At 62.9% G+C, this 13,046-nt stretch carries 12 protein-coding genes; 7 read left to right on the forward strand and 5 right to left on the reverse strand.

All coding sequences use genetic code 11. The features are described 5' to 3' along the window. Positions 1-56: 56 nt before the first annotated feature. A complete protein-coding gene (locus tag INT29_RS13765) occupies positions 57-1,532 on the reverse strand; it encodes a malate:quinone oxidoreductase (RefSeq protein WP_101570866.1) in 1,476 nt (491 codons plus the stop codon). A 216-nt stretch (positions 1,533-1,748) separates the two neighbouring features. Between INT29_RS13765 and hisC the strand changes: the two genes are divergently transcribed. Next, entirely contained in the window at positions 1,749-2,834 is a 1,086-nt protein-coding gene (hisC, locus tag INT29_RS13770; RefSeq protein WP_101570864.1) for a histidinol-phosphate transaminase, read from the forward strand. Then, positions 2,831-4,249, forward strand: coding sequence for an FAD-binding oxidoreductase (locus INT29_RS13775; protein WP_226842039.1), 1,419 nt, complete (start codon positions 2,831-2,833; stop codon positions 4,247-4,249). The genes hisC and INT29_RS13775 overlap by 4 nt, the downstream gene beginning before the upstream one ends. On the opposite strand, the gene mmuM is transcribed toward INT29_RS13775, so the two are convergent. Further along, a complete protein-coding gene (gene mmuM, locus INT29_RS13780) occupies positions 4,224-5,174 on the reverse strand; it encodes a homocysteine S-methyltransferase (protein WP_193071987.1) in 951 nt (316 codons plus the stop codon). The genes INT29_RS13775 and mmuM overlap by 26 nt on opposite strands. Positions 5,175-5,195: 21 nt before the next feature. Between mmuM and tgt the strand changes: the two genes are divergently transcribed. From tgt to INT29_RS13795, 3 genes are all read left to right on the forward strand, one after another. Then, positions 5,196-6,488, forward strand: a complete 1,293-nt coding sequence (tgt, locus tag INT29_RS13785) for a tRNA guanosine(34) transglycosylase Tgt (RefSeq protein ID WP_374701020.1) — start codon at positions 5,196-5,198, stop codon at positions 6,486-6,488. Positions 6,489-6,689: 201 nt separating this feature from the next. Beyond that, positions 6,690-7,151, forward strand: coding sequence for a VOC family protein (locus tag INT29_RS13790; protein WP_193071988.1), 462 nt, complete (start codon positions 6,690-6,692; stop codon positions 7,149-7,151). Positions 7,152-7,269: 118 nt separating this feature from the next. Then, positions 7,270-7,623, forward strand: a complete 354-nt coding sequence (locus tag INT29_RS13795) for a hypothetical protein (RefSeq protein ID WP_193071989.1) — start codon at positions 7,270-7,272, stop codon at positions 7,621-7,623. Positions 7,624-7,878: 255 nt separating this feature from the next. Here the strand turns inward: INT29_RS13795 and INT29_RS13800 are convergent, their stop codons facing one another. Then, a complete protein-coding gene (locus INT29_RS13800) occupies positions 7,879-8,625 on the reverse strand; it encodes a queuosine precursor transporter (protein WP_226842041.1) in 747 nt (248 codons plus the stop codon). Beyond that, a complete protein-coding gene (locus INT29_RS13805; RefSeq protein WP_193071990.1) occupies positions 8,600-11,194 on the reverse strand; it encodes a M3 family metallopeptidase in 2,595 nt (864 codons plus the stop codon). Before INT29_RS13805 ends, INT29_RS13800 begins: the two co-directional genes overlap by 26 nt. A gap of 107 nt (positions 11,195-11,301) precedes the next feature. Here INT29_RS13805 and INT29_RS13810 point away from each other — a divergent pair, with 107 nt between their 5' ends. After that, positions 11,302-12,372, forward strand: coding sequence for an AI-2E family transporter (locus tag INT29_RS13810; protein WP_193071991.1), 1,071 nt, complete (start codon positions 11,302-11,304; stop codon positions 12,370-12,372). A 24-nt stretch (positions 12,373-12,396) separates the two neighbouring features. On the opposite strand, the gene INT29_RS13815 is transcribed toward INT29_RS13810, so the two are convergent. Next, entirely contained in the window at positions 12,397-12,606 is a 210-nt protein-coding gene (locus tag INT29_RS13815; protein ID WP_193071992.1) for a hypothetical protein, read from the reverse strand. Between the two features lie 58 nt (positions 12,607-12,664). Between INT29_RS13815 and INT29_RS13820 the strand changes: the two genes are divergently transcribed. Beyond that, the gene (locus tag INT29_RS13820) at positions 12,665-13,009 is read left to right on the forward strand and encodes a GNAT family N-acetyltransferase (protein WP_193071993.1); all 345 of its coding nucleotides are present in this window, start codon (positions 12,665-12,667) and stop codon (positions 13,007-13,009) included. Positions 13,010-13,046: the final 37 nt, after the last annotated feature.

The following is a 13,046-nucleotide window of genomic DNA, read 5'->3' on the forward strand; positions in this document are numbered from 1 at the left end:
CGTTCTTCTTCTGTTCAGCTGTCAGCGGTCAAGTGCCGCCAGTTGTCGCCTCAGCTTCAGATCAGCTCCAGGGTGCGAGCCGTGTACTCGGAGAGTTCCTTGAGCAGGGTCTCGTCATCGGCGAGGCTGCGGCCCAGCGAAGGCACCATGTCCTTGATCGCAGGCTCCCAGCCGTTGTACTGGCGAGGGAAGCAGGTCTTGAGCAGGTTGAGCATGATCGACACTGCCGTCGACGCACCGGGGGAGGCACCGAGGAGAGCGGCGATCGAACCGTCTGCCGAGGAGATGAGCTCGGTGCCGAAACTGAGGACGCCGCCATTCTTCGAATCCTTCTTCATCACCTGCACGCGCTGACCGGCCTGGATGAACTCCCAGTCGGAGGGGTCGATGTTCGGAATGAACTCGTGCATCGACTCGAAACGGGCCTTCTTCGACGCGGCCAGCTCGGAGACGAGGTAGGTGACGAGGTCGGTGTTGTCCTTGGCCACATTGAGCATCGTGGGCAGGTTGTTTCCACGCACCGAGAGGGGCAGGTCGGTGAAGCGGCCGCCCTTGAGGAACTTCGGCGAGAAGCCGGCGTAGGGTCCGAACAGCAGGTAGTCCTTGCCGTCGACAACACGGGTGTCGAGGTGAGGCACCGACATGGCCGGAGCACCGAAGGAAGCCTGGCCGTAGACCTTGGCCTGGTGACGGGCGACGAGATCGGGATTCGAGGTCCGCAGGAAGATGCCGGAGACGGGGAATCCGCCGTATCCGCGGCCTTCGGGGATGCCCGACTTCTGCAGCAGCGGCAGAGCACCGCCGCCGGCACCGACGAAGACGAACTTCGCGTTGACCTTGTGAGTTTCGTGGGAGAGCAGGTCCTTGACAGTGACGACCCAGCCGTCGGAGGAACGCTCGAGGTCGGTGACCTGGTGACTGGTGCGGATGGTGGCACCCTTGTCGCCGACGTAGTTGAGCAGCTGATGGGACAGGGATCCGAAATCGACGTCTGAGCCGACCTTCGTGCGGGAGATGCCGTTGACCTGACCGGGTCCGCGGCCTTCGAACATCAGCGGCAGCCACTCGGCCTGAGTGTTCGGGTCGTCCGTGTACTCCATCTCGGAGAACAGCGGGTTGCGGACCATCTGCTCGTAGCGGTTCTTGATGTAGTCGCGTCCCTTCTGACCACGGCCGTAGCTGATGTGAGGGACCTGGTTGATGAAGGACTTCGGCTCCGCCAGGACGCCGTTGTCGACGAGGTGCGACCAGTACTGACGGGAATGATGGAACTGCTCGTTGATCTGCGAGGCCTTCGCGAGATCGATGTGGCCGTTCTCATCCTCAGGAGTGTAGTTGAGCTCGCACAGGGCGGCGTGGCCGGTGCCGGCGTTGTTCCACGGATCGGAGCTCTCCTCGGCGACATAGTCGAGCTTCTCGTAGACCCGGATATCCCATTCGGGCTGAAGCTCGGTCAGCATGGCACCAAGAGTGGAGCTCATGATGCCGCCGCCGATCAAGACAACGTCAACCTTTTCCTGCGTTGAGGGCATTTCGACTCTCATTCCTCGTCACTGACTACATGTATTCGACTCACAGACTACTCTCCGCCTCAGGCGAACCAGTAACCCGCCCCCGGGCACAGGAGTCTCGTGCGAGCAACCTCACAGACCCTGATCGTCCGCAGTCACACACATTTTCCGACCATTCGGACGTTTAGCTCCTGGACGCCTTGTGTCGCCTGCCACAGGATGTGCAAATATGGGCACATGTCGAATAGCTTCCTTCTTCGTGATGCCCTGGCCGAATTCCCGCCCTATGTGCCGGGCAAACCCCCGACCACCACGCCAGGATTGAAACCGTACAAGCTGTCGTCGAACGAGAATCATCTGGCACCGCTGCCGGGTGTCACCGACGCGATCGCAGATGCCGGGCAAGTGCCTGCTAACTACCCCGACCCGAAGTCGACGAAGCTGGTCGCAGACATCGCGGCCCACCTCGACGTCGCTGAGGCCGAGATCGTTCCCGGAGCAGGCGCTTCTGAGATCCTGTCGGCGCTGACGAACATCACGCTCGAGGCCGGAACCTCGGTGGTCTACCCCTGGCCCTCATTCGAGATGTACCCGATCCTCGCCTCGGCGCGCGGTGCCGAGAAGCGCCCCGTGCCCCTGCTCGAAGACGGCCGGCACGACTTCCAGGGTCTGGTCGCGGCCATCGATGACACGACCCGACTCATCCTGCTCTGCTCGCCCAACAACCCGACGGGTCTGTCCATCTCGACAGCCGAGCTCGAGGGCTTCATGGCTGAGGTCCCGCCCGAGGTCATCGTCGTCCTCGACGAGGCCTATTTCGAATTCGCCACCGACGCCGAGGTGGTCGATGGGATGGCGGCTTACCAGAAGTTCCCGAACCTGGTGTTGGCACGCACCTTCTCCAAGGCCCATGGCCTGGCCGGTCTGCGTGTGGGCTTCGGTGTCGCCGATCCCACGATCGCGACCGCACTGCGCCAGGTGATCGCACCGTTCAGCGTCACCTCGGCGGCTCAGGTCGCAGCCGTGGAATCTCTCTCGCGCACCGATGAGGTCCTCGTCCGGGCCAAGGAGGTCGCGGCCACCCGTGACCAGTTCGCACAGGACCTGCGCGATGCCGGCCTGACGGTTTCGGATTCGCAGGGCAACTATGTGTGGGTCGCCCTCGGGACTGACGACGCACAGGCCTTCGAAGAGGCATGCGCAGAGCAGGCCGTGGCCGTCCGCAAGCTCAGCGGTGGCGTGCGGATCAGCATCGGCCCCGACGAAGCACTTGACCGTGTGCGCGAGGTGGCGAAGACCTTCGCGGCCTCCAGGACCGCATGAGCGTGAGCGACTCGATGCAGACTTCGGCACAGCCTCCGATCCAAGATCTGGAGGCTCAGCTGAGCCCCGGTGTCCTCGTCACCGACCGCGACGTCATCGACAGCTATGCCTTCGACAAGGCCCTGTTCTGCCCCGCCGGTCAGGCTGTGGCCCTGGTCAGAGCCCAAAGCGTCGATGATGTGGTGGCTGTGATGGTCTTCGCCACGAAGCATCGCATTCCCGTCGTCACCCAAGGTGCACGGACCGGACTCTCTGGTGCGGCCAATGCGGTCGACGGCTGCCTGCTGCTCAACGTGGCAGGGCTGGATGAGATCGTGGCCATCGACCCGGTCAACCAGACGTGCCGGGTCCAGCCCGGGGTCATCAATCAGGATCTGAAGGCGGCGTTGGCCGAACACGGGCTGGCCTATCCTCCCGATCCTGGGTCGGTGGCGATCTCGACGATCGGCGGCAACGTCGCCACCAACGCCGGCGGAATGTGCTGCGTGAAGTACGGCGTGACCAAGGACTATGTGCGTGCCATGAACGTGGTGCTCGCCGATGGGACTGTGACGAAGCTGGGTCGAGCCACCGCCAAGGGCGTCGCGGGACTCGACCTGGCGGCTCTGCTTGTCGGTTCCGAGGGGACCTTGGGCACCATCGTCGAGGTGACCCTGGCCCTCAAACCGGCACTGACCCCGCCGATCACTGCCGTCGGAATCTTCCCCGACACCGCCTCGGCCGGGCGCACGGTCACCGAATATATGGGATCGGGCGCGAACCCGTCGATGCTTGAGTTCATCGATGGGGCCAGCGTGGCGATGATCAATGACTACGGCGACTTCGGTCTGCCCGAGGATGTCGGTGCGCTCCTGCTCGTGCAGTCGGATGCACGGGGCGCCGGTGCGATGGAGGAACTCGAAGCCTTCCGCCGGGTCGCAGAGTCCAACGGCGGCACTGAGGTCTTCGTCTCCGATGATCCGTCCGACTCCGAGATGCTCGTCGCGGCCCGTCGTGCCGTGGCCCCGGCGATGGAGAAGTACGCGCACACTCGCGGTGGGGGAGAGCTCGTCGATGATGTGTGCGTCCCGCGCTCTGCACTTGGGGAGTTCTTCGAACGTCTGGCCGCCATCGATTCCCGCTTCGACGTCGAGGTTGCCACGGCAGGTCACGCCGGTGACGGGAACATGCACCCTTCGGTGGTCTTCGACGCCGGTGACGCGGGGCAGGTGGCTCAGGCGCAGGAGGCCTTCGCCGCGATCATGCAGCTAGGACTCGATCTGGGCGGCACGATCACGGGCGAACACGGCGTCGGATACCTCAAACGCGAATGGCTCGGGCATGAACTCGACGACGGTGCCAAGCTCATGCACACACAGATCAAGGACGCCCTCGATCCGCTGGGGATCCTCAATCCGGGGAAGATGTTCGGCTGAGCTTCTTCGCGGAGGCGGCCAGTCCGGCGATATCGTCCGGCGTCGTTCGGCAGCAACCGCCGATCAGCGCGGCACCCGCCTTCGTCCACTCAGCGATCATCTCCGGGCCTGTCTCGAAGTCGGGACCTGCCCACCACTGCATTGCAGTCGCGTCATAGCGTTCACCCGAATTGGGGTAGGCGATCAACGGCAGATCGGTGTGCTCACGCAGCGCTCTCAACGACGAGGCCACGAGCGAGGGGCGCACGCAGTTGACGCCGATCGCGTGGACCATCGCCGAGGCGGACGTCACCTTCGCGACCTCGGCCAGGTGCGAGCCGTCGGCAAGGTGCCGACCATCCGAGAGAGTGACGCTGAGCCACGCGGGAACACCGAACTCATCGGCCAGACCGGCGAGAACCTTGACCTCGGACAGGCTGGGTTGAGTCTCAATCGCCAACAGGTCTGCACCGGCACTGACCAGAGCCTCGATGCGAGGACGGTGGAAGGCCTCGAAGTCGTCGTCGCTGAGGTTGTAATCACCGGTGTACTCGGCACCATCGCCGAGAGCGGCCCCATAGGGCCCGACAGAACCGGCCACGAGGACAGGGCCGGCAGACTCCACGCCAACGCTCGCCTCTGCAGCGATTTCAACGCTGGCGGCGATAAGACGCCGGCCGTCCTCGGCGGTAATCGATGCTCTTTCGAAGCCGAGCGGGCTCGCCTGGTAGCTGGCGGTCGTGACGATCCGGGCACCGGCGCGGATGAAGTCGGCGTGCACCTCGGCGAGGGTGTCCGGAGCTTCACTGAGCAGGGCCGCCGACCACAGCTCGTGGCCCAGATCGATGCCGCGCGACTCGAGCGCCGTGCCCAGGCCACCGTCGATGATGATGGGCTGGCCCGAGCGCTCAGCGGCCTGGAGCATCTGGATGAAGGTTGTCGACATGCTCCCAGTTAAACTGGTCTGGTGACCCGAATCGAATCCCCCGCAGAATCTGAGACAGCTGCCTCGAACCACGGCAGCGTCGACGTCCCGGCCATCAACGACCGCTCCCGATTCGGGTTCGAGATCGGAACCCGGCTCGATGAGGGTGGACGCACCGGCGTCATCCACACCCCGCACGGGGATATCGCGACCCCGGCGTTCATCCCCGTCGGCACGAAGGCCACGGTCAAGGCCGTGCGACCCGACGAGGTGGCCGAGCTCGGCGGACAGGCCGTGCTGGCCAACGCCTACCACCTCTACCTGCAGCCGGGCTCCGACATCGTCGACGAGGCCGGTGGACTCGGCAAATTCATGAACTGGTCCGGCCCGACATTCACGGACTCGGGCGGATTCCAGGTGATGAGCCTGGGCTCGGGCTTCAAGAAGGTCATCTCGATGGAGTCGACCGGGGAGCAGAACGACGATCTCGTTGCCGTGGGCAAGGAGCGCATGTCGAACGTCGACGACGATGGTGTGACCTTCAAATCCCATCTCGACGGCAGCATGCACCGCTTCACCCCCGAGGTCTCGATGGGGGTCCAGCACGAGCTGGGCGCGGACATCATGTTCGCCTTCGACGAGCTCACGACCCTGATCAACACCCGCGGCTACCAGGTCGAATCTCTCGAGCGCACCCGCCTGTGGGCGCTGCGCTGCATCGAGGAACACCAGCGTCTGACCGAAGCCCGCTCGCACCGGCCCTACCAGGCACTGTTCGGTGTACTCCAGGGGGCGCAGTACGAGGACCTGCGTCGCAAGGCCGCCCACGATCTGGGTGCGATGGACTTCGACGGCTACGGCATCGGGGGAGCCCTGGAGAAGGAGAACCTCGGCACGATCATCCGCTGGGTGTGTGAGGAGCTGCCGGAGAACAAGCCCCGCCACCTGCTGGGCATCTCCGAACCCGATGACCTGTTCGAGGCGATCAAGACTGGTGCGGACACCTTCGACTGCGTCTCACCCTCACGTGTGGCCCGCAATGCCGCGATCTACACCCGCGACGGCCGCTACAACCTCACCGGCGCGAAGTATCGCCGGGACTTCGGACCGCTGGATCCCGACTGCAAGTGCTACACGTGCCAGAACTACTCGCGGGCCTACCTGCGCCACCTGTACAAGGCCAAGGAGATGCTGTTCTCCACGCTGTGTACGGTCCACAATGAGTACTTCATCGTCAACCTCGTCGCTGAGATCCGTCGGGCCATGGAAGAGGGTCGTTTCGCCGAACTCGAGACCGAGGTGCTCGGCCGCTACTACGCCAAGCAGCGCGGCTAAGCTTCTTCGCTGCCGTCGGGCCTCCGAGGGCGCAGAACACGTGTGACGTTACGTCCCTGCGGCGTTCGCTCGCCATAGCTTCTAAGGGTCCACCATTTCGCGGGCAAAAGTATATGAGGCACCGAGGGTGGCATCCGGGCTGTTTATCTGAGTCTCGTCGAGTGGTTAACGTCTCAGAGGTGTTGCGGGAGTCTGGGAACTATGGCGGATGAGGCAAGGAGCAAAGCTCCGAAGACGGCAGGGGTCACCCTCCAGGTTTACGTGCCAACTGAAGAGACGAGCACTGCCAGAGAGTATTACAGTCAATTATTCGGACGCGAGCCGGAGTTTGAGCCCCACGATGATTTTTTTGAATGGGCTCCGATCGCCGGACAGGAGTGTTGGTTCCAGGTGGGTGCGCGTGACGATTTCGAAGTTCTGAACAACAGGATTCGATTTCGCGTGATGGATCTGTCTCGAGCCGTCCGGTTCCTGGAGGCTACGGGAACTTCGCACTCCGAACCGTCTCATCTACCGGGTGTAGTGGCTTTCGTTGACTTCGCGGACCCCTGGGGCAACAAGCTCGGGTACTACGAAGACCTCGTGCCGTCCGGGCAACAGCAGGAGTATCGAGGAACCTCAGTGAACGACGGTTCACAGTTCTCTGACTTCCCCGTTCGGTAGGAAGTGTTCCATGCGACTCAGCTGACAGCACATGAGCGGCGCTCGCTGGAATACACCGCAAGCCTGAGTTCCACTCAATTTGAGGTTTGAAATGAGAATAATCAGGCAGGCGTTCACGATGGTTCCGACAACCGATCTCAGCGAATCCATCGCCGCGCATGTTGCCGGCGGTCTCGAGGTGCTGTGGCACCCGGATTCTCATACAACACTGTTGGGAGCGAACCAGCGTGCGTGCGTCATGGTCGAAGACGACTTGACCGAGCGCGATCTAGGTGTCGGGCCAGTCTTGCTGGTCGACGATCTGTCGACTTTAACTCTCGGCGACGCAGCGCGATTGGTCATTCCAGTTATGAACGTGCCAGTCGGTAGATATGCGGCAATTGATCATGCAGGAACCGTCCTCCGATATCTCGACCTGACGATGTGTGAGGACAATTTGCGCATCTGGTTCGAAACACCCAAGTTGGCATGAATAAGATGCGAAACGCGCACGACGTGGCGAGCTAGCTGCCTCTTACCAGATTCAGGTTATCCACCGTCCTGCTCTGGCTCGGCGATGCGACCTGGCGATGCGGGCAGGGAGGACATGGGCTGACCGGTCAATAGCACGTCTACGGCTAGGCCGTCTCGCTCGCACCGATCCACGCGAACGCTGAATATGTCGTCGCCAGCGACGACATATTCGAGCTCCGCGTTGATCCAGCCAGACGCTCTGTGTTTTGAAGCGCTAGCGGTCGCCCTCGCCAGACAGTTCGTAGCTGGGTTCGTGCTTCTTCACGAGCTTGATCACCCTGTAGGTGACGGGCATGAGGATGACTTCGACTCCGACCTTGTAGACGAAGCCGAAGACGATGTAGTTGATGAAGTCGAGGCCGGGAATGACGCCGGCGAAGGCGATGACGCAGAACAGCAGAGTGTCGACGAACTCGCCGACGCCGGTCGACGTCAGCAGCCGGACCCAGAGTTTCTGCTCGCCCATCCGCTTCTTCACGGCCACGAGCACATAGGAGTTCAGCAGCTGTCCGAAGAAGTATCCGACCAGGGACGCTGCGACGATGCGCGGGTAGAAGCCGAGGACCGCGGCGAACGCGTCTTGGTTCTCATAGCCGGGACCCGGCGGTGAGATGAGCACGAGCCAGAACACGAAGGTCGCCAGTATCTGCAGTCCGAATCCGGTGATGACGGCCTTGCGGGCGGCCTTGAAACCGTAGACCTCGCTGATCACATCGCCGAGGATGTAGGCGATGGGGAACAGGAAGGCGCCGCCGTCGGTGACGATGGGCCCGAAGCCGATAACCTTCGTCGCGGAGATGTTGGAGATGATGAGGATCGCTGAGAATATGGCCAGAATCACCGCGTAGTAGCGTCCTCGGGAGGAGGCGAAGGCCGCCAATCTGCCTGCAGCGCTCAGGCCATCAGGACTTTCAGCACTCGGCTCATCCGAGCCCTCAGCCTTCGGCACCTTCTTCGACAACAGTGATTTCCTTCCCTCCGGTGATCGCCAGCAGCTGCTCATACGTCAGCGGCATCACCGAGTTCGGTGTGCCGGCGGCAGCCCAGAGAACAGGATAGTCCTTCAGAGCCACGTCGACATACGTGGGAATCGCCCGCGGGTGACCACACGGTGCGACTCCGCCGATGACCTGTCCCGTCGCTGTGCGCACCAGATCCTTATCGGCCCGGTCGAGAGAGTCCGCTCCGATGAGCGTGGCTACGTGTTGAGTGTCCACGCGGTGGCGTCCGGAGGTCATGATGAGCACCGGTTCGCCGCCGGATGCGAAGATCAGGCTGTTCGCGATCGCGCCGACCTCGACGCCGACCTTCTCCGCCGCCGAGGCTGCCGTGGGCGTGGCATCGGTGAAGAGCTTGATCTGTGGTTCGATTCCCTTCGCCTCGAGAACCTGAGCGACTTCCGCATGATTGCGGTGTTCCTTCGGCTCGACCTCAGAGACTGCTGAAGGCTCGACCACCTCGGCGGATTCTTCGTCCTCGGCCGCGGATTCGTTGACCGGTTCTGCCAGTCCGCGGCGGCGCAGCAGGGGTGCGACGTCGGGGCGGGTGCCGAAGAACCGTTCGATCGCGTTCATCGGATCGACAGAGTACCCGGGGGCCAGTATCGCCTCGCGGAAGGCGTCGCCTGCTTCGCGATTGAGGCCTCCCTGGGCCTCGAACCATTCGCTGACCCAGGCCGCGATGACCTCCGAGTAGAGGTAGGAGTAGTAGCCGGCAGCATAGCCTGAGGCGAAGATGTGGCCGAAGTACGTGGTGCGATAGCGCGGGGGAACGAGTGTGGAGAATCCGGCGGCGGCCAGGACCTCTGATTCGAAGGAGAGGACGTCGGTGATGTGTTCACCGGCTTCCAGGGAATGCCATGACAGGTCGAGCATGGCCGCTGCCAAATACTCGGTGGTATTGAAGCCTTGACCGAACTTCTCGCTCTCGATCAGTGCGGTGACCAGAGTTTCGGGCATCGGTTCACCCGTGTCGACGTGTTTGGCGTAGTGGGGGAGGACCTGCGGGTGGAAGCGCCACATCTCATTGAGCTGGGACGGGAACTCCACGTAGTCGCGCGGCACTGCTGTGCCGGCTGTCGATGGGTAGGTCGAGTTCGCGAACAGGCCGTGGAGGACGTGGCCGAATTCGTGGAAGAGGGTGTTGAGCTCAGTGGGGTTGAGCAGAGTCGGGCGGCCCGGACCTGGCTTGGCCAAGTTGAGTGAGAGTGTGACGACGGGCAGGTGTCCGGTCAGCCGTGAACTCGGAACCAGCTCGCCCATCCAGGCGCCGCCGCGCTTCGTGTCCCGGGAATAGGGGTCGAGGAGGATGAGGCCGAGGGTGCGTTCGTTCGCATCGGTGACCTCGAAGGTGCGCACATCTTCGTGCCAGCCGATGACTGAATCACGTGGGGCGAAGGTGACGCCGTAGAGTCCCGTGGCGGCGCGGAAGACACCTTCGGTGAGGACCGTGTCGAATTCGAAGTACTTTGCGACCTCGTCGGCGTCGATGTCGAATTCATCGGCCCGGTACCGCGCAATCTGGTGCTTGACGTCTTCGGGGGCAACGTCATCGAGGCCGTAGCGGTCCTTGACCTGGGCCAATTCCTCCGCGAGCTGGGCGTTGGCTGGAGCGATGAGCGAAGAGACGATGTCAGCGGCGGCATCGGGCCCGCCGGCGGTCTGGTTGTCGATAGCGAACGATGAGTACGAGGGGTATCCGAGCAGTTTCGCCTGCAGAGCACGCAGGGCAGTGGTGTCGGCAACCTGGGTTCGGGTGTCGCCCTCGCCGCCTCTGGCGCCGCGCGAGGTCGAATTGTCCAAGACCTGTTTGCGAGTCTCGGCGGATTCCAGAGATTCGAGGATGAGCTGCTGGGTGAAGTTGTTCAGGGTCAGCAGGTACCCGTCCGTGCCGCGTTCAGCGGCTCGGTTCGCTGCTGCCGCGATCTGGTCTTCGCTGAGGCCAGCCAGCTGCTGCCGATCGTCGAGGTGGACGGCCAGATCCCGGGTGTCCTTCTGCAGGGCTCGGGAGAAAGAAGTGCCTAGGGTCGTGAGCTCGGCCGCGATCGTGCTCATCTGGTTCCGCTCTTCCTCGCCGAGCCGGGCTCCCGCACGTACGAACTCCTCGACTGTGAGCTCCTGCTGACGTTTGTCCTCAGGGTTGAGATCGGTGGAGGGAACCTGTTCGATGCGGTGGAAGAGTTCGACGTCGAGGAAGATCCGGGTTCGGGCCGCGGACAGACGATCCCACACCTCGGCGACGGCATCGGCGAGTTCGGGACGGAAATGATTCGACTCCACGGCGGAGACCACGGCACCGATCCGCGCCATGGGAATGGTCGCGGACTCGAAACGGACAGTGGTTGAGACGAACGTCGGCTCGTTCTCATCAACGATGATGGCCTCGACCTCGGACCGGGCGAAGTCCGTGGCTGCTCGAACAGCGGCGATCAGCGACGCGGGAGTCACGGCGGAGAAGTCGGGCAGGTAGAAGTCACCCTGTGGATCGAGGAAGGCCTCCCAGACATCGATGCTGTTCGGATCGGAGCTCATCGTCGACGTACCACTTTCTTCACGGTTGAATGATTGTGCCTGGTCTCGCCCTCGATCCTAACGCGTGTACGCGCTGAAGTGCATGGTCGCTGGTTACACTTGGGACCATGGCCAAAGAGCAGGGGAAATCCCTCACTCTCAACAGCGCATTCCGGGTGGGCTTCACTGGAACACTGGGAGTGGGGCTCGCATTCGGGTTGATCACGGCACTGCAGTCCGTGGCGACCGTTTTCATCTATATCGGCCTGGCTCTGTTCCTTGCTCTCGGCCTGGAGCCGATCGTGCTGTGGTTGGTCGAGCGCAAGCTGCCCCGGTCCCTGGCCGTCGTCCTCGTGGTGTTGGCGTTCCTCATCGTCGTCGCGGGCGCTGTCCTGCTCATCGCTCCTGCCGTCATCAGCCAGATCCAGCAGTTCATCGGCGATCTTCCTGACATCGTCGCGAACCTAGCGTCCACGGGGTGGGTGGCCGACCTCGAACAGAGATTCACCGGTGCCGTCGATCTCGACAAGATCTTCGCCAACCTCGGTGATTGGGCATCCGATCCGAAGAACGTGGTGTCGTTGGGCGGCGGCGTCGTGTCCATCGGAGCTGGGATCCTCAGCTTCCTCACCGGTGTCGTCATCGTCGTCATCCTCACCATCTACTTTGCGGTGACGATGCCGACGATCAAGGCAGCCATGCTCTCCCTCGTCGCGGCGAGTTCGCGTTCGACTGTCGAATCTGTCACCGAGGAGGTCACCCGATCCATCGGGCGCTACGTTCTGGGGCAGGTGTCCTTGGGCATTGTCAATGGTGTGTGCTCGGCGATCTTCCTCACCATCATCGGTGCCCCGCTGCCGGCGCTGCTCGCGTTCATCGCGTTCCTCGCCTCACTCATCCCACTCGTCGGCCCGATCACCGGCGCGATCATCATCACCGGGTCGTGCCTCATGGTCTCTCCCGGGCTGGGGATCGCCGTCGGCATCTACTACCTCGTGTACATGCAGGTGGAGGCGTACCTGCTCAGCCCGCGCATCATGAAGGCGGCCGTCGATGTGCCAGGTGCCTTGGTCATCATCGCGGCCATCGCTGGCGGCACCCTCGGCGGAGTGCTCGGCGCCGTGGTCGCCGTGCCGGTGGCAGCCTCGGGACTGATCATCATCCGCAAGGTCGTCGTGCCCGCACAGGACGAGAAGTAGAGGCTACGCTCTTCGGTCTGGGTCTTAGCGCTCGCCGCTTCGGCTGCGGACGATGAGTGCGATGACGAACCGGACGATGAAGTACGTTCCGAAATAGCAGACGGCGGCCGTGACCAGAGTGATCAGCAGGTTGCTCTCACCGCCGCTGGTCAACGCGAGGGTCGCGAAGATCGTCACGGTGATCGCCGCGAGATAGGGAATCAGGCGGAGAGTCGGACTGTCGATGTCACTCATGCTTGTCAGGATATCAAGGCAGGCTCCCCGCGCCGAGGTGGGCGCTAGGGTGGAGGCCATGACACAGTCACGATGGAGTGCAGTCCGAGACAACCAGGTTTCTGACGATGTGGATCGCCTGCTGCTGAGCGTTCCCGAGTGGTTCGGGAGACCGGAATCCAACGCCGAGTACGTCGATGATGCACGCACCATGGAGACATGGACGGTGCGCAGTGACGTCGGCGAGGTCGTCGGAGTCGGCACTGCGATGATGCGCGCGGTCGCAGCCGATGTGCGGGCGCGGGGCGCGCAACTGCTGCAGGTCAAGACATTGGGTGCTTCGAGCCCCGATCCCAATTATGACCTCACCCGTCACTTCTACGAGAAGATGGGGTTCCTCCCGCTGGAGGAGACCGACCTGTAGGACGAGGCGACGCCCTGCCTGATCATGGTCATGCCGT

The sequence above is a fragment of the Brevibacterium sp. FME37 genome, from assembly GCF_014897485.1.
In the GTDB taxonomy this organism is placed as follows: Bacteria; Actinomycetota; Actinomycetes; order Actinomycetales; family Brevibacteriaceae; genus Brevibacterium.